Here is a 23,348-nt window from a genome sequence, read left to right on the forward strand (position 1 = left end):
TGACATCGGTTAATCCGAAGATAATAAGGGAGGTAGGCCCCTTGCTAGATGTGAACAATTTTGAGTATATGAACATCGGTCTTGCTTCACCGGATAAAATCCGTTCATGGTCTTTTGGTGAAGTGAAAAAGCCTGAAACGATAAACTATCGTACGTTAAAACCTGAAAAGGACGGTCTATTCTGCGAACGCATTTTCGGACCGACTAAGGACTGGGAATGTCATTGCGGGAAGTACAAGCGAGTTCGTTATAAAGGCGTAGTTTGTGACCGCTGCGGAGTCGAAGTAACACGGGCTAAAGTCCGTCGTGAGAGAATGGGGCACATTGAACTGGCTGCCCCAGTTTCCCACATTTGGTATTTCAAAGGTATTCCAAGCCGTATGGGTCTTGTGCTGGATATGTCACCTCGTGCTTTAGAAGAAGTCATTTACTTTGCTTCTTACGTTGTAACTGATCCGGCAAATACACCGCTTGAAAAGAAACAGCTTCTGTCTGAGAAAGAATACCGTGCATATCTCGATAAATACGGTAATAAATTCCAAGCTTCGATGGGTGCAGAAGCGATTCATAAACTTCTTCAAGATATCGATCTTGTAAAAGAAGTTGATATGTTAAAAGAAGAGCTGAAGACATCACAAGGGCAGCGTCGTACTCGTGCGATCAAACGCCTTGAAGTTTTAGAAGCCTTCCGTAACTCAGGAAACAAGCCTTCTTGGATGATCCTTGATGTGCTTCCTGTTATTCCTCCTGAGCTTAGACCGATGGTTCAGCTAGATGGCGGACGTTTTGCGACTTCTGATCTGAACGACCTTTATCGTCGTGTCATCAACCGTAACAATCGTTTGAAACGCCTTTTGGATCTTGGTGCGCCTAGCATCATCGTTCAAAACGAAAAACGTATGCTTCAAGAGGCTGTCGATGCTCTAATTGACAACGGCCGCCGCGGACGACCTGTAACAGGTCCTGGTAACAGACCGTTGAAATCTCTTTCTCACATGCTGAAAGGGAAGCAAGGCCGTTTCCGTCAAAACCTTCTTGGTAAACGTGTCGATTACTCCGGACGTTCTGTAATCGTCGTTGGTCCTCATTTGAAAATGTACCAATGCGGATTACCGAAGGAAATGGCGCTTGAACTTTTCAAACCTTTCGTTATGAAAGAACTTGTTGAAAAAGGTCTTGCACACAACATTAAGAGTGCGAAACGTAAGATTGAGCGCGTACAGCCTGAAGTATGGGATGTACTGGAATCAGTTATTAAGGAGCATCCGGTACTTCTGAACCGTGCCCCTACACTTCACAGATTGGGTATCCAAGCGTTTGAACCAACGCTTGTTGAAGGACGCGCAATCCGTCTTCACCCGCTCGTATGTACAGCTTACAACGCTGACTTTGACGGTGACCAAATGGCGGTTCACGTACCATTATCTGCTGAAGCACAAGCTGAAGCACGCATCCTGATGCTTGCCGCTCAAAACATCTTGAACCCTAAAGATGGTAAACCGGTTGTAACACCGTCTCAGGATATGGTACTGGGTAACTATTACCTGACACTTGAGCGTGCCGGTGCTGTCGGTGAAGGTATGGTCTTCAAGAATACAGACGAAGCGCTTCTTGCTTATCAAAACGGATATGTTCACCTTCATACGAGAGTAGCTGTTGCAGCTAACTCCCTTAAGAATGTGACATTTACCGAAGAACAGCGCTCAAAATTGTTAATTACAACTGTCGGTAAGCTTGTCTTCAATGAAATTCTTCCAGAATCATTCCCTTACATGAATGAACCAACGAAGAGCAACATTGAAGAGAAAACACCTGACCGTTTCTTCTTAGAAAAAGGTGCCGATGTAAAAGCTGTCATTGAAAAGCAGCCAATCAATGCACCGTTTAAAAAAGGCATTCTGGGTAAAATCATCGCGGAAATCTTTAAACGATTCCACATTACGGAAACGTCTAAAATGCTTGACCGCATGAAAAACCTAGGTTTCAGATATTCAACAAAAGCTGGTATTACAGTTGGGGTTTCAGACATCGTCGTTCTCGATGATAAACAAGAAATTCTTGAGGAAGCGCAAAGCAAAGTTGACAACGTTATGAAACAGTTCCGCCGCGGTCTTATCACTGAAGAAGAACGCTATGAGAGAGTCATCTCTATCTGGAGTTCTGCAAAAGATGTTATCCAAGGCAAACTGATGAAATCACTCGATGAACTCAACCCGATTTACATGATGAGTGACTCTGGTGCCCGTGGTAACGCGTCTAACTTTACGCAGCTTGCCGGAATGCGCGGTCTGATGGCCAACCCGGCTGGACGAATCATTGAGTTGCCGATCAAATCAAGTTTCCGTGAAGGTCTGACAGTATTGGAGTACTTTATCTCCACTCACGGTGCGCGTAAAGGTCTTGCCGATACCGCCCTTAAAACTGCTGATTCAGGTTACCTTACACGCCGTCTCGTTGATGTTGCACAGGATGTTATCATCCGTGAAACGGATTGCGGAACTGATCGAGGCATTCTTGCTCAGCCTCTTAAAGAAGGCACTGAAACAATTGAGCGCTTAGAAGAACGCTTAATCGGCCGTTTTGCACGAAAACAAGTGAAGCACCCTGAAACAGGTGAAGTGCTTGTAAATGAAAACGAACTGATCGATGAAGATAAAGCACTGGAGATTGTGGAAGCCGGCATTGAAGAAGTGTGGATCCGTTCTGCCTTCACATGTAATACGCCTCATGGTGTATGTAAACGATGCTATGGCCGAAATCTTGCAACTGGCTCCGATGTTGAAGTCGGTGAAGCTGTCGGTATCATTGCTGCCCAATCAATCGGTGAGCCTGGTACACAGTTAACAATGCGTACCTTCCATACAGGCGGGGTTGCCGGAGACGATATCACACAAGGTCTTCCGCGTATCCAAGAGCTTTTCGAAGCGCGTAATCCGAAAGGGCAGGCGACAATTACTGAAATCGACGGTACAGTTGTTGAAATTAATGAAGTTCGTGATAAGCAACAGGAAGTTGTGGTTCAAGGCGCAGTGGAAACACGTTCTTATACAGCACCTTATAACTCCCGCCTGAAAGTAGCGGAAGGAGATAAAATTACTCGAGGCCAAGTACTGACAGAAGGTTCAATCGATCCGAAAGAGCTTCTTAAAGTGACTGACCTGACTACTGTTCAAGAGTATCTTCTCCATGAGGTTCAAAAGGTTTATCGTATGCAAGGTGTTGAAATCGGCGATAAACACGTAGAGGTAATGGTTCGCCAGATGCTTCGCAAAGTCCGTGTGATTGACGCTGGTGACACTGATGTGCTTCCGGGTACATTACTTGATATCCACCAATTTACTGAAGCAAACAAAAAGGTATTGCTTGAAGGCAATCGTCCTGCTACAGGCCGTCCTGTCTTGCTCGGTATTACAAAAGCATCTCTTGAAACTGATTCATTCTTATCTGCTGCTTCCTTCCAGGAAACAACACGTGTCCTGACAGACGCAGCGATCAAAGGTAAGCGTGATGAGCTCCTCGGCTTGAAAGAGAATGTTATCATCGGTAAACTTGTTCCGGCTGGTACAGGTATGATGAAATACCGTAAAGTAAAACCAGTTTCAAATGTTCAGCCATCTGAAGACATGGTTCCGGTTGAATAAATAATGTAAATCTGCTGAGAGACTGCCAAAACAGTCTTTCAGCAGATATATTTAATAAAAAATCACTCTATGAGAAGAACGAAACTAAAAAACGTCATACCTTGTTGACATTCGTCTCCTAGAATGATAATATAACCAAGGTGCTCGAAATAAACCTGTTACTTTGGAGGATGTGTTTATGTCTTATGATAAAGTATCACAGGCTAAATCAATTATTATTGGTACGAAGCAAACAGTGAAAGCTCTAAAACGAGGTTCAGTAAAGGAAGTAGTCGTTGCAATAGACGCAGATCCGATCCTTACGTCAAGTGTTGTTTCACTTGCGGAAGATCAAGGTATCTCTGTCTCGATGGTTGAATCCATGAAAAAGCTCGGCAAAGCCTGCGGAATTGAGGTAGGAGCAGCCGCTGTTGCCATTATTTTATAACGTACTTTTGTTTTTGCGTAAGATTTCATCTTATGTAAAGACATTGTTTTTTGCCTTTTGATGAACCACCTGGGTATGTGGGTTATAAAACGTAATGAAGGGAGGAAAATTTCATGCCTACAATTAATCAGCTAATTCGCAAAGGACGCGTGAGTAAAGTAGAAAACTCAAAGTCTCCTGCACTTAACAAAGGATACAACAGCTTTAAAAAAGAGCACACTAACGTATCTTCTCCACAAAAACGCGGGGTATGTACTCGTGTTGGTACAATGACACCGAAAAAACCGAACTCAGCACTTCGTAAATATGCTCGTGTTCGTTTAACTAACGGAATCGAGGTTACTGCTTACATTCCTGGTATCGGTCACAACCTGCAAGAGCACAGTGTTGTACTTATCCGCGGCGGACGTGTAAAAGACTTACCAGGGGTACGTTACCACATCGTTCGTGGTGCGCTTGACACTGCTGGAGTTGAAAACCGTGCACAAGGCCGTTCTAAATACGGTACGAAAAAACCTAAAGCAAAATAATAAACGAAAATACGCATAATTGATGAAGGGAGGATATTCAGATGCCACGTAAAGGTCCTGTAGCAAAAAGAGATGTTTTACCTGATCCGATTTACAACTCTAAGCTTGTATCTCGTTTAATCAACAAAATGATGATCGATGGTAAAAAAGGTAAGTCTCAAACAATCCTATACAAGTCATTCGATATCATTAAAGAACGTACTGGCAATGATGCAATGGAGGTTTTCGAACAAGCATTGAAAAACATCATGCCTGTACTTGAAGTAAAAGCACGCCGTGTAGGTGGTGCGAACTACCAAGTTCCTGTAGAAGTTCGTCCTGAACGTCGTACGACTCTTGGGCTTCGCTGGTTAGTTAACTACGCTCGTCTTCGTGGAGAAAAAACGATGGAAGAGCGTTTAGCTAACGAAATCCTTGACGCAGCAAACAACACTGGTGCTGCTGTTAAGAAACGTGAAGATACTCATAAGATGGCTGAAGCAAACAAAGCATTTGCTCACTATCGTTGGTAGGATTTATACACTAAAAAACACATTTCCCAATAAGGAAGGAGAAATTACCCAATGGCAAGAGAGTTCTCCTTAGACAAAACTCGTAATATCGGGATCATGGCTCACATCGATGCCGGTAAAACGACTACTACAGAACGCATCTTGTACTACACTGGTCGTATCCACAAAATTGGTGAAACTCATGAAGGAGCTTCACAAATGGACTGGATGGAGCAGGAGCAAGAGCGTGGTATCACAATCACTTCCGCTGCGACAACCGCACAATGGAAAGGATACCGCGTAAACATCATCGATACTCCAGGACACGTAGACTTCACAGTTGAAGTTGAACGTTCTCTTCGCGTACTTGATGGTGCTGTTGCTGTACTTGATGCACAATCAGGCGTTGAGCCTCAAACAGAAACTGTTTGGCGCCAGGCGACTACTTATGGAGTACCGCGTATCGTTTTTGTTAACAAAATGGACAAAATCGGTGCAGACTTCCTTTACTCTGTAGGAACTTTGAGAGACCGTCTTCAAGCAAACGCTCATGCAATTCAATTGCCGATCGGTGCAGAAGATAACTTCGAAGGTATCATCGATCTTGTAGAAAACGTTGCGTATTTCTACGAAGATGACCTTGGAACTCGTTCAGAAGCAAAAGAAATCCCTGAAGAGTACAAAGAGCAAGCTGAAGAGCTTCGCAACAGCCTCATTGAAGCTGTATGTGAGCTTGATGAAGAGCTTATGGATAAATACCTTGAGGGTGAAGAAATCACTATTGACGAGTTAAAAGCAGGTATCCGTAAAGGTACATTAAATGTTGAATTCTACCCTGTTCTTGTTGGTTCTGCCTTCAAAAACAAAGGTGTTCAATTGGTACTGGACGCTGTTCTTGACTACCTTCCTGCTCCAACTGACGTTGCTGCAATCAAAGGTACTCGTCCTGATACAAATGAAGAGATTGAGCGTCATTCTTCTGATGAAGAGCCATTCTCTGCATTAGCATTTAAAGTTATGACTGACCCTTACGTTGGTAAGTTGACGTTCTTCCGTGTGTACTCTGGAACACTTGATTCTGGTTCATATGTGAAAAACTCTACTAAAGGTAAACGTGAGCGTGTTGGACGTATCCTTCAAATGCACGCTAACAGCCGTGAAGAAATCTCTACTGTTTACGCAGGGGATATCGCAGCTGCTGTAGGTCTAAAAGATACGACTACTGGAGATACTCTATGTGATGAGAAGGATCTTGTTATCCTCGAATCAATGGAATTCCCAGAACCAGTTATCGACGTTGCTATTGAGCCTAAATCAAAAGCTGACCAAGATAAAATGGGTATCGCTTTAGCGAAACTTGCTGAAGAAGATCCTACATTCCGTACTCAAACAAACCCAGAAACTGGCCAAACGATCATCTCTGGTATGGGTGAACTTCACCTTGATATCATTGTTGACCGTATGAAACGCGAATTTAAAGTAGAAGCAAACGTTGGTGCTCCTCAGGTTGCATACCGTGAAACATTCCGTAGCAGCGCCAAAGTTGAAGGTAAATTCGTACGTCAGTCTGGTGGACGTGGTCAGTTCGGACACGTTTGGATCGAATTCGAACCAAACGAAGAAGGCGCTGGCTTCGAGTTTGAAAATGCGATTGTCGGTGGGGTTGTTCCGCGTGAATATATCCCAGCTGTTCAAGCAGGTCTGGAAGATTCACTTGAAAATGGTGTACTAGCAGGCTTCCCGCTTATCGACATTAAAGCAAAACTTTTCGATGGTTCTTACCATGATGTTGACTCAAACGAAATGGCATTTAAAATTGCTGCTTCTATGGCATTGAAAAATGCAGTCAGCAAATGTAACCCAGTTCTTCTTGAACCAATCATGAAAGTTGAAGTGGTAATTCCTGAAGAATACATGGGAGATATCATGGGTGATGTTACTTCACGTCGTGGACGCGTAGAAGGTATGGAAGCACGCGGTAACGCTCAAGTTGTTCGCGCTATGGTTCCTCTTGCTGAAATGTTCGGTTACGCTACTGCACTTCGTTCTAATACGCAAGGTCGCGGTACGTTTACTATGCACATGGATCACTACGAAGAAGTGCCGAAGAGCATTGCAGAAGAAATTATCAAAAAAAATAAAGGCGAATAATTGATTTTGCCGCTTAACTCAAGTATAACTACTATTGTAAGATGAGGAAGTGAAAGCTTTCTTTCACTTCCTATCACTCTATACATTACTAATTAAAAGCTCTTAAGGAGGATTTTAGAATGGCTAAAGAAAAATTCGACCGTTCCAAATCACATGCCAATATTGGTACAATTGGACACGTTGACCATGGTAAAACAACTTTAACTGCTGCTATCACAACAGTACTTCATAAGAAATCTGGTAAAGGTACAGCTATGGCGTACGATCAAATTGATGGTGCTCCAGAAGAACGTGAGCGCGGTATCACAATCTCTACTGCACACGTTGAATACGAAACTGAAACTCGTCACTATGCACACGTTGACTGCCCAGGACACGCTGACTATGTTAAAAACATGATCACTGGTGCTGCGCAAATGGACGGAGCTATCCTTGTAGTATCTGCTGCTGATGGCCCAATGCCACAAACTCGTGAGCACATCCTTCTTTCTAAAAACGTTGGTGTACCATACATCGTTGTATTCTTAAACAAATGCGACATGGTAGACGACGAAGAGCTTCTTGAACTAGTTGAAATGGAAGTTCGCGATCTTCTTAGCGAATACGACTTCCCTGGTGATGATGTACCAGTAATTAAAGGTTCTGCTCTTAAAGCTCTTGAAGGTGACGCTGATTACGAAGCGAAAATCTTCGAACTTATGGATGCGGTTGATGAGTACATCCCAACTCCAGAACGCGACACTGAAAAACCATTCATGATGCCAGTTGAGGATGTATTCTCAATCACTGGTCGTGGTACAGTTGCAACTGGCCGTGTAGAACGCGGACAAGTTAAAGTCGGTGACGAAGTTGAAATCATCGGTCTACAAGAAGAGAACAAGAAAACAACTGTTACAGGTGTTGAAATGTTCCGTAAGCTTCTTGATTATGCTGAAGCTGGTGACAACATTGGTGCCCTTCTTCGCGGTGTAGCTCGTGAAGACATCCAACGTGGTCAAGTACTTGCTAAACCAGGTACAATCACTCCACACAGCAAATTCAAAGCTGAAGTTTATGTTCTTTCTAAAGAAGAGGGTGGACGTCATACTCCATTCTTCTCTAACTACCGTCCTCAGTTCTACTTCCGTACAACTGACGTAACTGGTATCATCCATCTTCCAGAAGGCGTAGAAATGGTTATGCCTGGAGATAACACTGAAATGAACGTTGAACTTATCTCTACAATCGCTATCGAAGAAGGAACTCGTTTCTCTATTCGTGAAGGCGGACGTACTGTTGGTTCAGGCGTTGTTTCTACAATCACTGAGTAATCGCATGATGATAAACGAGACCCCTAAGGGGTCTCGTTTTTTGTTTGCTTGCCTTTTTCTTGTATAATAAGATCTATCATATTCAAGGGGCTAATTTTCTTATGATTCCTGAAAAGAGATCAATCTCCATTATGAAGGAACTGAGCATTGAACATACAAAGCAAATGCTGATGATTGATGGAGCTGATATAAAAAATCCAATACTGCTTTTTTTACATGGCGGACCGGGGACATCCCAAATCGGATATGCTAGGCACTATCAAAAAGAGCTGGAAGAGCATTTCACAGTAGTACATTGGGATCAAAGAGGATCTGGGCTTTCTTACTCTAAACGAATTCCGCATCACTCCATGACAATCAGTCAACTTGTGAACGATGCTATTCAAATCACTGAATGGCTTCTAAGCCGATTTTCAAAAACAAAAATATATCTTGCCGGCCATTCATGGGGGTCACTGATAGCACTTCATGTACTGCAGCAGCGTCCGGATTTATTTTACGCCTATTATGGAATCAGTCAGGTCGTCAACCCTCGCCATGAAGAATCAGCATCTTATCAATATATACGCAACATCTCTGGCAGAAAGAGAGCCAGTTTGCGATCGCCGCTCATACGGTTTATTGGCGCTCCGCCCTGGAAGAAGGATATCCAGCATCTTATCTATCGGTTATGTGTGGAACTGAGCAGGGGAGGACTCACTCATCATCATCAACAATCTCTTGCTATATTGTTTCAAATGCTTACAGGCCAAGAGTATGGAATAAGAAACATTCCCAAGTTCCTCAATGGACTGCGGTTCAGCAAAAAACATTTAACTGAGGAGCTGTACCGGTTTAATGCATTTGCATCTGTTCCTTCTATTAATGTACCGTGCTATTTCATGTCGGGGAGATATGATCTCATTGTTCCTTCTGAAATATCTAAGCAGTATTATCAAGCGCTTGAGGCGCCTGAAAAGCACTGGTTTCAGTTTGAGAATTCCGCTCACACCCCGCATATTGAGGAGCCTTCATTATTTGCCAGTACACTGAGCAGCCATGCACTGCACCACTTATGATAGAGCCTTGATTAATAAGAAAAACACCTGTATAATAAAAAAAGTGTGCAAACCATGCACATTCTAAATAAGTCTTGCAACATACGTCTATTTTCTGTATAATGGTGTATGTTGGTCTTTGACTGCGATGAAGTGAGAGGTTGCTGACACACCCGGCCGCTTTGCCATGGCAAGGTGTTCAGGTTTTTCTCACGGAGAACTGTCTAACGTGATGTAGGCGAAAAGGAGGGAAAATAATGGCAAAACAAAAAATTCGTATTCGTTTGAAAGCATATGATCATAGAATCCTTGATCAATCTGCAGAGAAGATTGTTGAAACGGCAAAACGTTCTGGTGCCAGCGTATCTGGTCCGATTCCGTTGCCAACTGAAAAATCAGTTTACACGATCCTTCGTGCGGTGCACAAATACAAAGATTCTCGTGAGCAATTTGAAATGCGTACACATAAACGTTTAATCGACATTGTGAACCCAACACCACAAACTGTTGATGCTCTCATGCGATTAGATTTACCATCTGGTGTCGATATCGAAATTAAACTTTAATTCTAAAATATAGAATGATCTTAATAGGAGGTGTGACGAATGACCAAAGGAATCTTAGGAAGAAAAATTGGTATGACGCAAGTATTCGCTGAAAATGGTGATCTTATTCCGGTAACTGTTATCGAGGCTGCTCCAAACGTTGTTCTTCAAAAGAAATCAACTGAAAACGACGGTTACGAAGCAATCCAGCTTGGTTTTGACGACAAGCGTGAAAAGCTTTCTAACAAACCTGAAAAAGGGCACGTTGCAAAAGCGGAAACTGCTCCTAAGCGCTTCGTTAAAGAATTACGCGGAGTGGAAATGGATGCGTATGAAGTTGGTCAGGAAGTCAAGGTTGAAATTTTCTCTGCTGGAGAAATCGTAGATGTAACAGGAGTATCTAAAGGTAAAGGTTTCCAAGGTGCGATCAAGCGCCACGGACAATCTCGCGGACCTATGTCTCACGGTTCACGCTACCACCGTCGTCCTGGTTCAATGGGACCTGTAGATCCTAACCGTGTATTCAAAGGTAAATTATTACCTGGACGTATGGGCGGAGAGCAAATCACTGTTCAAAACCTTGAAATCGTAAAAGTTGATGCAGAACGCAATCTTCTTTTGATCAAAGGTAACGTACCTGGTGCGAGAAAATCTTTAATCACTGTTAAAAGTGCTGTTAAATCTAAATAACTCTCTTAGGAAAGGAGGAAATTGATCATGCCAAAAGTAGCATTATACAACCAAAACGGTTCTACTGCTGGTGACATCGAATTAAACGCTTCTGTATTTGGTATCGAGCCAAATGAGAGTGTTGTATTCGACGCTATTCTTATGCAAAGAGCTTCCTTACGTCAAGGATCTCACAAAGTGAAAAATCGTTCTGAAGTACGCGGCGGAGGTCGTAAACCATGGCGTCAAAAAGGTACTGGACGTGCCCGTCAAGGTTCTATCCGTTCACCGCAATGGCGCGGAGGTGGTGTCGTATTCGGCCCAACACCACGCAGCTATTCTTACAAATTACCTAAAAAAGTTCGCCGCTTGGCAATCAAATCAGTATTGTCTTCTAAAGTAAACGACAACAACATGATCGTTCTCGAAGATCTTACTCTTGATACGGCTAAAACAAAAGAAATGGCAGCTATCCTTAAAGGATTATCTGTTGAGAAAAAAGCTTTAATCGTAACTGCGGATGCTAACGAAGCTGTAGCTTTATCTGCTCGCAACATTCCTGGAGTTACTGTAGTTGAAGCTAACGGAATCAACGTTTTAGACGTTGTCAACCACGAGAAGCTTCTGATTACAAAAGCAGCGGTTGAAAAAGTAGAGGAGGTGCTTGCATAATGAAAGATCCTCGTGATGTTCTAAAGCGCCCCGTCATTACTGAACGTTCTGCTGATTTAATGGCTGAAAAGAAATACACTTTTGAAGTTGATGTAAGAGCTAATAAAACAGAAGTGAAAGACGCGGTTGAAAGCATCTTTGGAGTGAAAGTTGACAAAGTCAACATCATGAACTACAAAGGTAAATCAAAACGTGTCGGACGCTACACTGGTATGACTAGCCGTCGCAGAAAAGCGATCGTAAAACTTACTGCAGACAGCAAAGAAATCGAAATTTTTGAAGCTTAATTATCTGTAAAAAGAAGGAGGGAAATTCAAAATGGCGATTAAAAAGTATAAACCGACCTCTAATGGACGTCGTGGCATGACAACTTCAGATTTTGCTGAAATCACGACTGACAAGCCGGAAAAATCCTTGCTTGCTCCCCTTCACAAAAAAGGCGGACGTAACAACCAAGGTAAATTGACTGTACGTCACCAAGGTGGCGGACATAAACGCCAATACCGTGTTATCGACTTCAAACGCGATAAAGATGGTATACCTGGACGCGTTGCTACAGTTGAATACGATCCAAACCGTTCAGCTAACATCGCTCTAATCAACTATGCAGACGGAGAAAAACGTTACATTCTTGCTCCTAAAGGAATTCAAGTGGGTACTGAAATCATGTCAGGTCCTGAAGCTGACATTAAAGTAGGTAATGCACTTCCACTTATCAACATCCCTGTTGGTACAGTTGTGCATAACATTGAATTGAAACCTGGTAAAGGCGGACAGCTTGTACGTTCAGCTGGTACATCTGCTCAGGTTCTTGGTAAAGAAGGTAAATACGTTCTTGTACGTCTGAACTCTGGAGAAGTTCGCATGATTCTTTCTGCTTGCCGTGCTTCTATCGGTCAAGTAGGTAACGAACAGCACGAACTTATCAACATTGGTAAAGCCGGACGTTCTCGCTGGAAAGGCATCCGTCCTACAGTTCGTGGTTCTGTAATGAACCCTAACGATCACCCACACGGTGGTGGTGAAGGACGTGCGCCAATCGGACGTAAATCACCAATGTCTCCTTGGGGCAAACCGACTCTTGGATTCAAGACACGTAAGAAAAAGAGCAAATCCGATAAATTTATCGTACGTCGTCGTAAAAATAAATAACGGGGTTGTCTACGGTTCACTTCGGACCGTAGTGCAATCACGAAGGGAGGTTCCAAAATGGCTCGCAGCTTGAAAAAAGGACCATTTGTCGATGGACACTTGATGACAAAAATCGAGAAATTAAATGAAACTGACAAGAAACAAGTCGTGAAAACTTGGTCTCGTCGTTCTACTATTTTCCCACAGTTTATTGGTCACACAATTGCAGTCTATGACGGACGTAAACACGTGCCTGTATTCATCTCTGAAGATATGGTAGGGCACAAGTTGGGTGAATTCGCTCCAACTCGTACGTACAAAGGTCATGCTAGTGATGACAAAAAAACAAGACGCTAAGAGAGGAGGCTTTTAAATGCAAGCTAAAGCTGTTGCAAGAACAGTCCGTATTGCTCCTCGTAAAGCTCGTCTAGTAATGGACCTGATTCGAGGCAAGCAAGTAGGTGAGGCAGTATCAATCTTGAACCTTACACCAAGAGCTGCTTCTCCAATTATCGAGAAAGTATTAAAATCCGCTATTGCAAATGCTGAGCATAACTATGAAATGGACGCTAACAACCTGGTTATTTCTCAAGCATTCGTTGACGAAGGCCCTACGTTAAAAAGATTCCGCCCGCGTGCTATGGGACGTGCGAGCCAAATCAACAAACGTACGAGCCACATTACAATCGTTGTATCAGAAAAGAAGGAGGGATAAGTAGTGGGTCAAAAGGTAAATCCAGTCGGTCTTCGTATCGGAGTCATTCGTGATTGGGAATCTAAGTGGTACGCTGGTAAAGATTACGCTGACTTCCTGCACGAAGATTTAAAAATTCGTGAATACATTAGCAAACGCCTTTCTGACGCTTCTGTTTCTAAAGTAGAAATCGAGCGTGCAGCAAACCGCGTTAACATTACGATCCACACAGCTAAGCCTGGTATGGTTATCGGTAAAGGCGGTTCTGAAGTTGAAGCACTTCGTAAAGCCCTTAACAGCCTTACTGGCAAGCGTGTACACATTAACATTCTTGAAATCAAAAGAGCAGATCTTGATGCACAGCTAGTTGCTGACAACATCGCTCGTCAATTAGAAAACCGTGTTTCTTTCCGCCGTGCGCAGAAACAACAAATCCAACGTACTATGCGTGCTGGAGCACAAGGTGTGAAAACAATGGTTTCTGGTCGTCTTGGCGGTGCAGATATCGCTCGTTCTGAATATTACAGTGAAGGAACTGTTCCATTGCACACATTACGTGCGGACATTGACTATGCAACATCTGAAGCTGATACTACTTACGGTAAGCTTGGTGTGAAAGTCTGGATCTATCGTGGAGAGGTTCTTCCTACTAAGAAGAAAAAAGAGGAAGGAGGAAAATAATATGTTATTACCAAAACGCGTTAAATATCGCAGAGAGCATCGCGGAAAAATGCGTGGCCGTGCGAAAGGCGGTACTGAAGTACATTTCGGTGAGTTCGGTATCCAAGCTCTTGAAGCTTCATGGATCACTAACCGTCAAATCGAAGCAGCACGTATTGCGATGACTCGTTACATGAAACGTGGCGGTAAAGTTTGGATTAAAATTTTCCCTTCTAAACCTTACACTGCTAAACCGCTTGAGGTACGTATGGGATCCGGTAAAGGGGCTCCAGAAGGTTGGGTAGCTGTTGTAAAACCGGGCAAAGTTTTATTTGAAATTTCTGGTGTGTCTGAAGAGGTTGCTCGTGAAGCGCTTCGTCTTGCATCTCATAAATTGCCAATTAAAACGAAGTTCGTAAAACGTGAAGAAATTGGTGGTGAATCAAATGAAAGCTAATGAAATTCGTGACCTTACCACTGCTGAAATTGAACAAAAAGTAAAGTCTCTTAAAGAAGAACTTTTCAATCTTCGCTTTCAATTAGCGACAGGACAACTTGAAAATACTGCTCGCATTCGTGAAGTGCGCAAAGCTATCGCGCGCATGAAAACTGTGATTCGTGAAAGAGAAATTGCTTCTAATAAATAATCACTGAGGGGAGGTCGTGAGCATGAGCGAACGTAACCAACGCAAAGTTTACCAAGGCCGTGTTGTTTCTGACAAAATGGATAAAACCATTACTGTTGTTGTTGAAACATACAAAAAACATACACTTTACGGTAAACGCGTAAAATACTCAAAAAAATTCAAAGCACATGATGAAAATAATCAAGCTAAAATCGGTGACATCGTAAAGATCATGGAAACTCGTCCATTGTCTGCAACTAAGCGTTTCCGTCTAATTGAAGTTGTCGAAGAAGCTGTTATTATCTAATAAAGTTCGGAATTCTTTTTCCGAAGGGAGGTAACAAATAATGATTCAACAAGAGACTCGTTTAAAAGTAGCTGACAACTCTGGCGCACGTGAAGTACTTACTATTAAAGTTCTTGGTGGTTCTGGACGTAAAACAGCTAACATTGGTGATGTAATTGTTTGCACGGTTAAACAAGCAACACCAGGAGGCGTTGTCAAAAAAGGTGAAGTCGTAAAAGCTGTTATCGTTCGCACGAAAAGCGGAGCGCGCAGAAGTGACGGTTCATACATCAGCTTCGATGAGAATGCATGTGTTATCATCCGTGACGACAAGAGCCCACGCGGAACTCGTATCTTCGGACCGGTTGCTCGTGAATTGCGTGAAAACAACTTTATGAAAATTGTTTCTCTAGCTCCAGAAGTTATCTAATGAAATAAATGCCTTACTCAAGGAGGTGCGATCAGGATGCATGTAAAAAAAGGCGATAAAGTTATGGTTATCTCTGGTAAAGATAAAGGCAAACAAGGTACAATCCTTGCTGCTTTCCCTAAAAAGGACCGCGTTTTAGTTGAAGGTGTTAACATGGTAAAGAAACACTCTAAACCAACTCAAGCTAACCCTCAAGGCGGTATTTCTAATCAAGAGGCGCCAATTCATGTATCAAACGTTATGCCGCTCGATCCTAAAACAGGTGAAGTGACTCGCGTAGGATACAAAGTGGAAGATGGCAAAAAAGTTCGTGTTGCAAAAAAATCTGGGCAAGTTCTAGATAAATAGTATTAAAAGGAAGGGAGGTCTATCTCATGAACCGCCTTAAAGAAAAGTACAATAAAGAAATTGCACCTGCTTTAATGACTAAGTTCAATTATGATTCAGTTATGCAAGTGCCTAAAATCGAAAAAATCGTAATCAACATGGGTGTTGGTGATGCTGTTCAAAACGCGAAAGCGATCGACAGTGCTGTTGAAGAATTAACGTTTATCGCAGGTCAAAAACCTGTCGTTACTCGTGCGAAGAAATCAATTGCTGGATTCCGTCTTCGTGAAGGAATGCCTATCGGTGCGAAAGTAACTCTTCGCGGAGAACGCATGTATGATTTCCTTGATAAACTTATTTCTGTATCTTTACCGCGTGTACGTGACTTCCGCGGGGTTTCTAAAAAATCTTTCGACGGTCGCGGTAACTACACACTTGGTATCAAAGAACAGTTAATCTTCCCTGAAATTGACTACGATAAAGTAACAAAGGTTCGCGGAATGGACATCGTTATCGTAACAACTGCTAATACTGACGAAGAAGCTCGTGAGCTATTAACTCAAGTAGGTATGCCGTTCCAGAAATAATCAATGAAAGGGAGGCGAAATCGTGGCTAAAAAGTCTATGATTGCGAAACAACAACGTACACCAAAGTTTAAAGTACAAGAGTACACACGCTGTGAACGCTGCGGACGTCCGCATTCAGTCATTCGTAAATTTAAGCTTTGCCGTATTTGTTTCCGTGAGCTTGCATATAAAGGACAAATTCCTGGCGTGAAAAAAGCCAGCTGGTAATCCCCAAGAAAGGGAAGGAGGTAATTATATAATGGTTATGACAGATCCAATTGCAGATATGCTAACTCGTATTCGCAATGCAAACATGGTACGTCATGAGAAGCTTGAAATTCCTGCTTCTAAATTGAAAAGAGAAATTGCTGAAATTTTAAAGCGTGAAGGTTTCATTCGTGACGTTGAGTTCGTAGAAGACAGCAAACAAGGTATCATCCGCGTTTTCTTGAAATACGGACAAAACAACGAGCGCGTAATCACTGGTCTTAAAAGAATCAGCAAACCTGGTTTGCGTGTTTATGCTAAATCTAACGAAGTACCTCGCGTACTTAACGGTCTTGGAATCGCGATTATTTCTACATCACAAGGTGTTTTAACGGACAAAGAAGCCCGTGCAAAACAAGCTGGTGGAGAAGTTCTAGCATACGTTTGGTAAGAAGTTTAACATGAATGGAGGTGTTTGGTATGTCTCGTGTAGGTAAGAAGTTACTTGAGATTCCTTCTGATGTTACAGTAACGTTAAACGATAACAACACTGTAGCTGTGAAAGGACCAAAAGGAGAATTAACTCGTACGTTTCACCCTGATATGGAGATTAAAGTAGAGGACAATGTGCTTACAGTCGCTCGTCCTTCTGATCAAAAAGAGCACCGTGCGCTGCATGGTACAACTCGCAGTCTGCTTGGCAACATGGTTGAAGGTGTATCTAAAGGATTTGAAAGAGGTTTGGAATTAGTCGGTGTCGGTTACCGTGCGTCTAAATCCGGAAATAAACTTGTTTTAAACGTTGGATACTCTCACCCTGTTGAGATCGTTCCTGAAGAAGGCATCGAAATCGAAGTTCCTTCTCAAACTAAAGTAGTTGTAAAAGGTACAGACAAAGAACGTGTAGGAGCTATTGCTGCTAACATCCGCGCTGTACGTTCTCCAGAGCCTTACAAAGGTAAAGGAATCCGCTACGAAGGTGAAGTTGTTCGCCGCAAAGAAGGTAAATCTGCTAAGTAAGATCGCTTAAAGTGAAGAAAGGAGTGACCTAGATGATTACGAAAACTAGCAAAAATGCTGCTCGTCTTAAAAGACACGCTCGTGTTCGCGCTAAACTTTCCGGTACTGCTGAAAGACCGCGTCTGAACGTTTTCCGTTCTAACAAGCACATTTACGCTCAAATCATCGATGATGTAAATGGTGTTACACTTGCTAGTGCATCTACTCTCGATAAAGACTTGAACGTTGAAAGCACTGGAGATACTTCTGCTGCTACTAAAGTTGGAGAATTAGTTGCAAAACGCGCTGCTGAAAAAGGCGTTTCTGACGTAGTATTTGACCGTGGCGGATACTTATACCATGGACGTGTAAAAGCGTTAGCTGATGCCGCTCGTGAAGCTGGACTTAAATTTTAATAAAAAAAGGAGGGACACATGATTATGCGTCGTATTGACCCAAGCAAATTAGAGTTAGAAGAACGCTTAGTTACGGTTAACCGCGTAGCGAAAGTTGTTAAAGGTGGTCGTCGTTTCCGCTTCGCAGCTCTAGTCGTTGTCGGTGACAAAAACGGACACGTAGGATTCGGTACTGGTAAAGCACAAGAAGTGCCAGAAGCGATCCGCAAAGCTGTTGAAGATGCGAAAAAGAATTTGATTGAAGTACCAATGGTTGGAACTACAATTCCACACGAAATCATCGGACGTTTCGGTGCAGGTAACATCTTGTTAAAACCTGCTTCTGAAGGTACTGGAGTTATCGCTGGAGGCCCTGTACGTGCGGTACTTGAGCTTGCTGGTGTAGCTGATATCCTTTCTAAGTCTCTAGGTTCTAACACACCGATCAACATGATTCGTGCAACTCTTCAAGGTTTAAGTGAGCTTAAACGTGCTGAAGACGTTGCGAAGCTTCGTGGAAAATCTGTAGAAGAACTGTTAGGATAAGGAGGGAACATTAATGGCTAAATTAGAAATTACCCTCAAACGAAGTGTAATCGGTCGCCCGGAAGACCAACGCGTTACTGTTAGAACACTTGGTTTAAAGAAAACAAACCAAACTGTTGTTCATGAAGATAACGCTGCGATCCGTGGTATGATTAATAAAGTATCTCATTTAGTTTCTGTTAAAGAACAATAAAAATAATTGATCGGATAAGGAGGTGTCCTAATGAAACTTCATGAATTAAAACCTTCAGAAGGTTCACGTAAAACGCGTAATCGCGTTGGTCGTGGTATTGGTTCTGGCAACGGTAAAACAGCTGGTAAAGGTCACAAAGGTCAAAACGCTCGTTCTGGCGGCGGTGTACGCCCTGGATTCGAGGGGGGACAAATGCCTTTATTCCAACGTCTTCCTAAACGCGGTTTCACTAACATCAACCGCAAGGAATACGCTGTAGTCAACCTAGACAAATTGAACGGTTTTGCAGAAGGAACGGAAGTCACTCCTGAACTTCTTCTTGAGACTGGCGTTATTAGTAAACTTAATGCAGGAGTAAAGATTCTTGGCAACGGTAAATTAGAGAAAAAATTAACTGTAAAAGCCAATAAATTCTCTGCTTCTGCGAAAGAAGCTGTTGAAGCTGCTGGCGGTACAGCTGAGGTGATCTAACTTGTTTAAAACAATCTCCAACTTTATGCGTGTGAGTGATATCAGGAATAAAATCATATTCACTTTACTCATGCTTATCGTCTTTCGCATAGGTGCGTTTATTCCTGTGCCTTACGTTAACGCTAAAGCGTTACAGGCGCAGTCTCAAATGGGTGTTTTTGATCTCCTTAATACATTTGGCGGCGGTGCGCTTTACCAATTTTCCATTTTCGCAATGGGAATTACTCCTTACATCACGGCTTCAATCATCATTCAGCTGCTTCAGATGGATGTTGTACCGAAGTTTACCGAGTGGTCTAAGCAAGGTGAAGTTGGCCGCCGTAAATTAGCTCAGTTCACAAGGTACTTTACGATTGTGCTTGGTTTTATCCAGGCGTTAGGTATGTCATACGGATTCAACAATCTGGCAAACGGTATGCTGATTGAGAACTCCGGTGTATCGACATATCTTATCATTGCTTTAGTGCTTACTGGCGGAACTGCCTTTTTAATGTGGCTTGGAGAACAAATTACGTCTCATGGAGTAGGCAATGGAATATCGATCATTATCTTCGCGGGGATTGTGTCTAGTATTCCAAAAACGGTTGGACAAATATATGAGACTCAATTTGTCGGCAGCAACGATCAGCTGTTTATTCATATTGTGAAAGTCGCACTTCTTGTGATTGCGATTTTAGCAGTTATTGTTGGAGTTATTTTCATTCAGCAAGCTGTGCGAAAAATTGCGATTCAATATGCTAAAGGCACAGGTCGTTCACCTGCTGGCGGTGGTCAGTCTACACACCTTCCATTGAAAGTGAATCCTGCAGGGGTTATTCCGGTAATCTTTGCGGTTGCGTTTTTGATAACGCCGCGGACGATCGCGTCATTCTTTGGAACAAACGATGTGACAAAGTGGATTCAAAACTACTTTGATAATACGCATCCGGTGGGTATGGCGATATATGTTGCGTTGATTATTGCCTTTACGTACTTTTATGCTTTTGTGCAGGTTAATCCTGAACAAATGGCAGATAACCTTAAAAAACAGGGTGGCTATATCCCGGGGGTTCGTCCAGGGAAAATGACTCAAGATAGAATTACGAGCATTTTGTATCGACTTACGTTTGTGGGTTCTATATTCTTAGCCGTGATTTCCATTCTTCCTATCTTTTTCATTCAATTCGCTGGATTGCCTCAAAGTGCACAAATTGGCGGAACATCTTTGTTAATTGTTGTCGGGGTAGCCTTGGAGACAATGAAACAACTAGAAAGCCAGTTGGTGAAACGAAACTACCGTGGATTTATGAAAAACTAGAGGAAATGGATTTATCCATTCCCTCTTAATAAAGAGAGGACGGGGGAAATCCGAATGAACTTAGTCTTAATGGGGCTTCCTGGTGCCGGTAAAGGTACACAGGGCGAACGAATTGTTGAGGATTATGGGATTCCTCATATCTCAACAGGAGATATGTTCCGTGCTGCTATGAAAGAAGAGACACCACTCGGACTCGAAGCAAAATCTTATATTGATAAGGGCGAGCTCGTGCCTGACGAAGTCACAATCGGAATTGTAAAAGAAAGACTTGGCAAAGACGATTGTGAAAGAGGTTTTCTTCTGGACGGATTTCCGCGAACAGTCGCTCAAGCCGAAGCTCTTGAAGAAATTCTTGAGGAATACGGCAAGCCGATTGATTATGTCATTAACATTGAAGTCGACAAAGACGCTCTAATGGAACGTCTGACTGGACGCAGAATTTGCAGTGTTTGCGGCACAACCTATCATTTAGTCTTTAATCCGCCGAAAACGCCGGGTGTTTGTGATAAAGACGGAGGAGAACTTTATCAACGGGCAGATGATAATGAAGAAACCGTCTCTAAACGCCTTGAGGTAAATATGAAGCAAACTCAGCCTTTACTCGATTTTTATGCTGAAAAAGGTTATCTTGCAAACGTGAATGGCCAACAGGACATTCAAGACGTTTACGCAGATGTGAAGGATCTTCTTGGAGGATTAAAATAATGATTATCTGTAAAACCCCACGTGAACTTGGTATCATGCGGGAAGCAGGGCGAATCGTGGCTTTAACTCATGAAGAGTTAAAAAAGTACATTAAACCAGGAATCTCGACAAAAGAATTGGATCAAATTGCCGAACGTTTTATTAAGAAGCAGGGTGCAATCCCATCTTTTAAGGGGTATAATGGGTTTCGCGGGAGCATTTGCGTATCAGTTAATGAAGAACTCGTTCATGGCATTCCTGGCAGCAGGGTGCTAAAGGACGGTGACATCATCAGTATTGATATCGGTGCTAAATTAAATGGTTATCATGGTGACTCTGCATGGACATATCCAGTAGGAAACATCAGTGATGATGACAAAAAACTTCTGGAAGTGACAGAGGAGTCTTTATATAAAGGCTTGCAGGAAGCAAAACCAGGTGAACGTTTGTCGAATATTTCCCACGCAATACAAACGTATGTCGAAAATGAGCAGTTTTCAGTTGTTAGGGAGTATGTCGGACATGGTGTTGGTCAAGACTTGCATGAGGACCCGCAAATTCCTCATTACGGTCCGCCCAACAAAGGACCACGGCTCAAACCTGGCATGGTTCTCGCTATTGAACCTATGGTGAACGCTGGCAGCCGCTACGTGAAAACATTGGCTGATAACTGGACGGTTGTAACGGTAGATGGGAAAAAGTGTGCTCATTTTGAACATACGATTGCGATTACGGAAACGGGTTTTGATATACTGACGAGAGTCTAGGTGATGAAAATAATTCCGAGGATAGATGTTTTCCGGCTTGATAGGGCAGAAAGTTTGGATGAACATTGGCAGGACCGAATTCATCTTGCCGCCGTCATTGGAATTGTTGACCATCATCAATGTACTAACTGCAGACGGAGAAATGCGTACATTACATTCTCCTAATAAAAAGAATATCAATCATTTAACCCTTTATGATTGCGTATCTCCGGAAGTTCAGAACAGTATAAACGAAACAGGGCGTGTGACAAACTTCTTTTGAAATTTGTCAGAAAGCAAGTTACTGATTTGAAGAAGGGAGAACACTTGAATGGCGAAAGACGATGTAATTGAAGTGGAAGGTACTATAGTCGAAACACTGCCAAACGCGATGTTCAAAGTTGAACTTGAAAATGGCCACACTGTTTTGGCTCATGTATCTGGTAAAATCCGCATGCACTTCATTCGCATTTTACCTGGAGACAAAGTTACGGTAGAATTATCTCCATATGACTTAACTCGTGGCAGAATTACGTACCGTTACAAATAAAGCACTCCGGAAACTGAAGGAGGTTGGAAACACATGAAAGTGAGACCATCAGTTAAACCAATCTGCGAAAAATGTAAAGTTATTCGCAGAAAAGGAAAAGTAATGGTGATCTGTGAAAATCCAAAGCATAAACAAAAACAAGGATAATTTATAAGGAGGTGCCCAGAGAATGGCTCGTATTGCTGGTGTAGATATCCCACGTGACAAACGTGTTGTTATTTCTTTAACATACATCTTCGGAATTGGCCGCACAACGGCTCAGCAAGTTTTAAAAGAAGCTGGAGTTTCTGAAGATACTCGTGTGCGCGATCTTACTGAAGAAGAACTTGGTAAAATCCGTGATATTATTGACAAACTGAAAGTAGAAGGTGACCTTCGCCGTGAAGTTTCTCTTAATATCAAACGTCTGATCGAAATCGGAAGCTACCGCGGAATCCGTCATCGCAGAGGATTACCTGTTCGCGGACAAAACTCTAAAAACAATGCGCGTACTCGTAAAGGTCCGCGTCGTACTGTAGCTAACAAGAAAAAATAAGTAAGGGAGGTTCTTAACAATGGCTGCTGCTCGTAAATCTAACACGCGTAAACGTCGCGTGAAAAAGAATATTGAGTCTGGAATTGCTCATATTCGTTCAACTTTCAATAACACGATCGTTACGATCACTGACACTCATGGTAATGCTATTTCTTGGTCTAGTGCCGGAGCTTTAGGATTCAGAGGTTCTCGTAAATCTACTCCTTTTGCTGCACAAATGGCTGCTGAAACAGCTGCTAAAGGTTCAATCGAACATGGTCTTAAAACTCTAGAGGTTACTGTTAAAGGACCTGGTTCAGGCCGTGAAGCTGCAATCCGTGCACTTCAAGCTGCTGGACTAGAAGTCACTGCTATCAGAGACGTAACTCCTGTTCCTCATAACGGATGCCGTCCACCAAAACGTCGCCGCGTGTAATTTGTTTGTATAGATTTTGTGTCCCTGTCAATAATGGGTTATGATACAGTTATTTATGAAACGAATGCACCGACTCGTTGCCTGAGCACATACGGGACTAAACAATGGGGAATTTC

At 42.7% G+C, this 23,348-nt stretch carries 35 protein-coding genes; all 35 read left to right on the top strand.

Features of this window, described 5'->3' with window-relative positions; genetic code table 11:
• The first annotated feature begins 41 nt into the window (after nt 1-41).
• The 35 genes from rpoC to rpsK all read left to right on the top strand — a co-directional run bounded on the left by rpoC (nt 42) and on the right by rpsK (nt 23,232).
• Nucleotides 42-3,641, top strand: a complete 3,600-nt coding sequence (gene rpoC, locus G4P54_RS00685) for a DNA-directed RNA polymerase subunit beta' (RefSeq protein WP_024714044.1) — start codon at nt 42-44, stop codon at nt 3,639-3,641.
• 178 nt (nt 3,642-3,819) lie between these two features.
• Nucleotides 3,820-4,068 (top strand): 50S ribosomal protein L7ae-like protein, encoded by a 249-nt coding sequence (locus G4P54_RS00690; protein ID WP_024714045.1) that lies wholly within the window; start codon nt 3,820-3,822, stop codon nt 4,066-4,068.
• Nucleotides 4,069-4,181: 113 nt separating this feature from the next.
• Nucleotides 4,182-4,598 (top strand): 30S ribosomal protein S12, encoded by a 417-nt coding sequence (rpsL, locus tag G4P54_RS00695; protein ID WP_003225781.1) that lies wholly within the window; start codon nt 4,182-4,184, stop codon nt 4,596-4,598.
• A 41-nt stretch (nt 4,599-4,639) separates the two neighbouring features.
• Nucleotides 4,640-5,110 (top strand): 30S ribosomal protein S7, encoded by a 471-nt coding sequence (gene rpsG, locus G4P54_RS00700; protein WP_003225784.1) that lies wholly within the window; start codon nt 4,640-4,642, stop codon nt 5,108-5,110.
• Between the two features lie 51 nt (nt 5,111-5,161).
• Nucleotides 5,162-7,240, top strand: coding sequence for an elongation factor G (gene fusA, locus G4P54_RS00705; RefSeq protein ID WP_024714046.1), 2,079 nt, complete (start codon nt 5,162-5,164; stop codon nt 7,238-7,240).
• A 119-nt stretch (nt 7,241-7,359) separates the two neighbouring features.
• Nucleotides 7,360-8,550, top strand: coding sequence for an elongation factor Tu (tuf, locus tag G4P54_RS00710; RefSeq protein WP_024714047.1), 1,191 nt, complete (start codon nt 7,360-7,362; stop codon nt 8,548-8,550).
• A 101-nt stretch (nt 8,551-8,651) separates the two neighbouring features.
• The gene (locus G4P54_RS00715; RefSeq protein WP_024714048.1) at nt 8,652-9,608 is read left to right on the top strand and encodes an alpha/beta fold hydrolase; all 957 of its coding nucleotides are present in this window, start codon (nt 8,652-8,654) and stop codon (nt 9,606-9,608) included.
• A gap of 236 nt (nt 9,609-9,844) precedes the next feature.
• Nucleotides 9,845-10,153 (top strand): 30S ribosomal protein S10, encoded by a 309-nt coding sequence (rpsJ, locus tag G4P54_RS00720; RefSeq protein WP_003156464.1) that lies wholly within the window; start codon nt 9,845-9,847, stop codon nt 10,151-10,153.
• A gap of 39 nt (nt 10,154-10,192) precedes the next feature.
• Nucleotides 10,193-10,822: a 50S ribosomal protein L3 gene (gene rplC, locus G4P54_RS00725; protein ID WP_024714049.1), complete on the top strand. Its 630-nt coding sequence runs from the start codon at nt 10,193-10,195 to the stop codon at nt 10,820-10,822.
• Between the two features lie 27 nt (nt 10,823-10,849).
• Nucleotides 10,850-11,473 carry a 50S ribosomal protein L4 gene (gene rplD, locus G4P54_RS00730; protein ID WP_024714050.1) on the top strand — a complete coding sequence of 208 codons (624 nt, stop codon included), beginning with the start codon at nt 10,850-10,852 and terminating at the stop codon, nt 11,471-11,473.
• On the top strand, nt 11,473-11,760 hold the full coding sequence (gene rplW / locus G4P54_RS00735; RefSeq protein ID WP_003225793.1) for a 50S ribosomal protein L23: 288 nt from the start codon (nt 11,473-11,475) through the stop codon (nt 11,758-11,760). Before rplD ends, rplW begins: the two co-directional genes overlap by 1 nt.
• A gap of 31 nt (nt 11,761-11,791) precedes the next feature.
• Entirely contained in the window at nt 11,792-12,625 is an 834-nt protein-coding gene (rplB, locus tag G4P54_RS00740; protein ID WP_024714051.1) for a 50S ribosomal protein L2, read from the top strand.
• Nucleotides 12,626-12,682: 57 nt separating this feature from the next.
• Nucleotides 12,683-12,961 (top strand): 30S ribosomal protein S19, encoded by a 279-nt coding sequence (gene rpsS / locus G4P54_RS00745; RefSeq protein WP_003156472.1) that lies wholly within the window; start codon nt 12,683-12,685, stop codon nt 12,959-12,961.
• Nucleotides 12,962-12,977: 16 nt separating this feature from the next.
• Nucleotides 12,978-13,319, top strand: coding sequence for a 50S ribosomal protein L22 (rplV, locus tag G4P54_RS00750; RefSeq protein ID WP_003156475.1), 342 nt, complete (start codon nt 12,978-12,980; stop codon nt 13,317-13,319).
• Between the two features lie 3 nt (nt 13,320-13,322).
• Nucleotides 13,323-13,979 (top strand): 30S ribosomal protein S3, encoded by a 657-nt coding sequence (gene rpsC / locus G4P54_RS00755; protein WP_014478628.1) that lies wholly within the window; start codon nt 13,323-13,325, stop codon nt 13,977-13,979.
• Nucleotide 13,980: 1 nt separating this feature from the next.
• Nucleotides 13,981-14,415 (top strand): 50S ribosomal protein L16, encoded by a 435-nt coding sequence (gene rplP, locus G4P54_RS00760; protein WP_003225801.1) that lies wholly within the window; start codon nt 13,981-13,983, stop codon nt 14,413-14,415.
• Nucleotides 14,405-14,605, top strand: a complete 201-nt coding sequence (gene rpmC / locus G4P54_RS00765) for a 50S ribosomal protein L29 (RefSeq protein WP_003225802.1) — start codon at nt 14,405-14,407, stop codon at nt 14,603-14,605. The genes rplP and rpmC overlap by 11 nt, the downstream gene beginning before the upstream one ends.
• Before the next feature lie 22 nt (nt 14,606-14,627).
• Nucleotides 14,628-14,891, top strand: coding sequence for a 30S ribosomal protein S17 (gene rpsQ, locus G4P54_RS00770; protein ID WP_024714052.1), 264 nt, complete (start codon nt 14,628-14,630; stop codon nt 14,889-14,891).
• Between the two features lie 40 nt (nt 14,892-14,931).
• Complete coding sequence (gene rplN / locus G4P54_RS00775; RefSeq protein ID WP_003225805.1) at nt 14,932-15,300, top strand: 50S ribosomal protein L14; 369 nt, start codon at nt 14,932-14,934, stop codon at nt 15,298-15,300.
• Nucleotides 15,301-15,336: 36 nt separating this feature from the next.
• Nucleotides 15,337-15,648, top strand: coding sequence for a 50S ribosomal protein L24 (gene rplX, locus G4P54_RS00780; protein WP_003156486.1), 312 nt, complete (start codon nt 15,337-15,339; stop codon nt 15,646-15,648).
• Nucleotides 15,649-15,674: 26 nt separating this feature from the next.
• The gene (gene rplE, locus G4P54_RS00785) at nt 15,675-16,214 is read left to right on the top strand and encodes a 50S ribosomal protein L5 (protein WP_003225809.1); all 540 of its coding nucleotides are present in this window, start codon (nt 15,675-15,677) and stop codon (nt 16,212-16,214) included.
• A gap of 22 nt (nt 16,215-16,236) precedes the next feature.
• On the top strand, nt 16,237-16,422 hold the full coding sequence (gene rpsN, locus G4P54_RS00790) for a 30S ribosomal protein S14 (RefSeq protein WP_003156488.1): 186 nt from the start codon (nt 16,237-16,239) through the stop codon (nt 16,420-16,422).
• Nucleotides 16,423-16,453: 31 nt separating this feature from the next.
• Nucleotides 16,454-16,852, top strand: a complete 399-nt coding sequence (gene rpsH / locus G4P54_RS00795) for a 30S ribosomal protein S8 (RefSeq protein WP_003241998.1) — start codon at nt 16,454-16,456, stop codon at nt 16,850-16,852.
• Between the two features lie 29 nt (nt 16,853-16,881).
• A complete protein-coding gene (rplF, locus tag G4P54_RS00800) occupies nt 16,882-17,421 on the top strand; it encodes a 50S ribosomal protein L6 (RefSeq protein ID WP_004399690.1) in 540 nt (179 codons plus the stop codon).
• Nucleotides 17,422-17,453: 32 nt separating this feature from the next.
• Entirely contained in the window at nt 17,454-17,816 is a 363-nt protein-coding gene (gene rplR, locus G4P54_RS00805; protein WP_003241994.1) for a 50S ribosomal protein L18, read from the top strand.
• A 24-nt stretch (nt 17,817-17,840) separates the two neighbouring features.
• Entirely contained in the window at nt 17,841-18,341 is a 501-nt protein-coding gene (gene rpsE / locus G4P54_RS00810) for a 30S ribosomal protein S5 (RefSeq protein WP_003328273.1), read from the top strand.
• Nucleotides 18,342-18,354: 13 nt separating this feature from the next.
• Nucleotides 18,355-18,534: a 50S ribosomal protein L30 gene (gene rpmD / locus G4P54_RS00815; protein ID WP_003156497.1), complete on the top strand. Its 180-nt coding sequence runs from the start codon at nt 18,355-18,357 to the stop codon at nt 18,532-18,534.
• A gap of 30 nt (nt 18,535-18,564) precedes the next feature.
• Nucleotides 18,565-19,005 (top strand): 50S ribosomal protein L15, encoded by a 441-nt coding sequence (rplO, locus tag G4P54_RS00820; protein WP_003225819.1) that lies wholly within the window; start codon nt 18,565-18,567, stop codon nt 19,003-19,005.
• 1 nt (nt 19,006) lies between these two features.
• A complete protein-coding gene (gene secY / locus G4P54_RS00825) occupies nt 19,007-20,302 on the top strand; it encodes a preprotein translocase subunit SecY (RefSeq protein ID WP_024714054.1) in 1,296 nt (431 codons plus the stop codon).
• Between the two features lie 54 nt (nt 20,303-20,356).
• Nucleotides 20,357-21,007, top strand: a complete 651-nt coding sequence (locus tag G4P54_RS00830) for an adenylate kinase (RefSeq protein ID WP_024714055.1) — start codon at nt 20,357-20,359, stop codon at nt 21,005-21,007.
• On the top strand, nt 21,007-21,753 hold the full coding sequence (map, locus tag G4P54_RS00835; RefSeq protein WP_167871493.1) for a type I methionyl aminopeptidase: 747 nt from the start codon (nt 21,007-21,009) through the stop codon (nt 21,751-21,753). Before G4P54_RS00830 ends, map begins: the two co-directional genes overlap by 1 nt.
• Nucleotides 21,754-22,063: 310 nt before the next feature.
• Nucleotides 22,064-22,282: a translation initiation factor IF-1 gene (infA, locus tag G4P54_RS00845; protein WP_003156508.1), complete on the top strand. Its 219-nt coding sequence runs from the start codon at nt 22,064-22,066 to the stop codon at nt 22,280-22,282.
• 33 nt (nt 22,283-22,315) lie between these two features.
• Entirely contained in the window at nt 22,316-22,429 is a 114-nt protein-coding gene (gene rpmJ / locus G4P54_RS00850; RefSeq protein ID WP_003156543.1) for a 50S ribosomal protein L36, read from the top strand.
• A gap of 22 nt (nt 22,430-22,451) precedes the next feature.
• Nucleotides 22,452-22,817: a 30S ribosomal protein S13 gene (rpsM, locus tag G4P54_RS00855; RefSeq protein ID WP_003235095.1), complete on the top strand. Its 366-nt coding sequence runs from the start codon at nt 22,452-22,454 to the stop codon at nt 22,815-22,817.
• A 19-nt stretch (nt 22,818-22,836) separates the two neighbouring features.
• A complete protein-coding gene (gene rpsK, locus G4P54_RS00860; RefSeq protein ID WP_009966385.1) occupies nt 22,837-23,232 on the top strand; it encodes a 30S ribosomal protein S11 in 396 nt (131 codons plus the stop codon).
• Nucleotides 23,233-23,348: the final 116 nt, after the last annotated feature.

The organism is Bacillus tequilensis (genome assembly GCF_012225885.1).
Classification (GTDB): domain Bacteria; phylum Bacillota; class Bacilli; order Bacillales; family Bacillaceae; genus Bacillus; species Bacillus tequilensis.

Bases quoted from the DNA above. Each gene is read 5' to 3' on its own strand.
- G4P54_RS00690 (WP_024714045.1), top strand. From the start codon at position 3,820: ATGTCTTATGATAAAGTATCACAGGCTAAATCAATTATTATTGGTACG.
- rpsL (WP_003225781.1), top strand. From the start codon at position 4,182: ATGCCTACAATTAATCAGCTAATTCGCAAAGGACGCGTGAGTAAAGTA.
- rpsG (WP_003225784.1), top strand. From the start codon at position 4,640: ATGCCACGTAAAGGTCCTGTAGCAAAAAGAGATGTTTTACCTGATCCG.
- fusA (WP_024714046.1), top strand. From the start codon at position 5,162: ATGGCAAGAGAGTTCTCCTTAGACAAAACTCGTAATATCGGGATCATG.
- tuf (WP_024714047.1), top strand. From the start codon at position 7,360: ATGGCTAAAGAAAAATTCGACCGTTCCAAATCACATGCCAATATTGGT.
- G4P54_RS00715 (WP_024714048.1), top strand. From the start codon at position 8,652: ATGATTCCTGAAAAGAGATCAATCTCCATTATGAAGGAACTGAGCATT.
- rpsJ (WP_003156464.1), top strand. From the start codon at position 9,845: ATGGCAAAACAAAAAATTCGTATTCGTTTGAAAGCATATGATCATAGA.
- rplC (WP_024714049.1), top strand. From the start codon at position 10,193: ATGACCAAAGGAATCTTAGGAAGAAAAATTGGTATGACGCAAGTATTC.
- rplD (WP_024714050.1), top strand. From the start codon at position 10,850: ATGCCAAAAGTAGCATTATACAACCAAAACGGTTCTACTGCTGGTGAC.
- rplW (WP_003225793.1), top strand. From the start codon at position 11,473: ATGAAAGATCCTCGTGATGTTCTAAAGCGCCCCGTCATTACTGAACGT.
- rplB (WP_024714051.1), top strand. From the start codon at position 11,792: ATGGCGATTAAAAAGTATAAACCGACCTCTAATGGACGTCGTGGCATG.
- rpsS (WP_003156472.1), top strand. From the start codon at position 12,683: ATGGCTCGCAGCTTGAAAAAAGGACCATTTGTCGATGGACACTTGATG.
- rplV (WP_003156475.1), top strand. From the start codon at position 12,978: ATGCAAGCTAAAGCTGTTGCAAGAACAGTCCGTATTGCTCCTCGTAAA.
- rplP (WP_003225801.1), top strand. From the start codon at position 13,981: ATGTTATTACCAAAACGCGTTAAATATCGCAGAGAGCATCGCGGAAAA.
- rpmC (WP_003225802.1), top strand. From the start codon at position 14,405: ATGAAAGCTAATGAAATTCGTGACCTTACCACTGCTGAAATTGAACAA.
- rpsQ (WP_024714052.1), top strand. From the start codon at position 14,628: ATGAGCGAACGTAACCAACGCAAAGTTTACCAAGGCCGTGTTGTTTCT.
- rplN (WP_003225805.1), top strand. From the start codon at position 14,932: ATGATTCAACAAGAGACTCGTTTAAAAGTAGCTGACAACTCTGGCGCA.
- rplX (WP_003156486.1), top strand. From the start codon at position 15,337: ATGCATGTAAAAAAAGGCGATAAAGTTATGGTTATCTCTGGTAAAGAT.
- rplE (WP_003225809.1), top strand. From the start codon at position 15,675: ATGAACCGCCTTAAAGAAAAGTACAATAAAGAAATTGCACCTGCTTTA.
- rpsH (WP_003241998.1), top strand. From the start codon at position 16,454: ATGGTTATGACAGATCCAATTGCAGATATGCTAACTCGTATTCGCAAT.
- rplF (WP_004399690.1), top strand. From the start codon at position 16,882: ATGTCTCGTGTAGGTAAGAAGTTACTTGAGATTCCTTCTGATGTTACA.
- rplR (WP_003241994.1), top strand. From the start codon at position 17,454: ATGATTACGAAAACTAGCAAAAATGCTGCTCGTCTTAAAAGACACGCT.
- rpsE (WP_003328273.1), top strand. From the start codon at position 17,841: ATGCGTCGTATTGACCCAAGCAAATTAGAGTTAGAAGAACGCTTAGTT.
- rpmD (WP_003156497.1), top strand. From the start codon at position 18,355: ATGGCTAAATTAGAAATTACCCTCAAACGAAGTGTAATCGGTCGCCCG.
- rplO (WP_003225819.1), top strand. From the start codon at position 18,565: ATGAAACTTCATGAATTAAAACCTTCAGAAGGTTCACGTAAAACGCGT.
- G4P54_RS00830 (WP_024714055.1), top strand. From the start codon at position 20,357: ATGAACTTAGTCTTAATGGGGCTTCCTGGTGCCGGTAAAGGTACACAG.
- map (WP_167871493.1), top strand. From the start codon at position 21,007: ATGATTATCTGTAAAACCCCACGTGAACTTGGTATCATGCGGGAAGCA.
- infA (WP_003156508.1), top strand. From the start codon at position 22,064: ATGGCGAAAGACGATGTAATTGAAGTGGAAGGTACTATAGTCGAAACA.
- rpmJ (WP_003156543.1), top strand. From the start codon at position 22,316: ATGAAAGTGAGACCATCAGTTAAACCAATCTGCGAAAAATGTAAAGTT.
- rpsM (WP_003235095.1), top strand. From the start codon at position 22,452: ATGGCTCGTATTGCTGGTGTAGATATCCCACGTGACAAACGTGTTGTT.
- rpsK (WP_009966385.1), top strand. From the start codon at position 22,837: ATGGCTGCTGCTCGTAAATCTAACACGCGTAAACGTCGCGTGAAAAAG.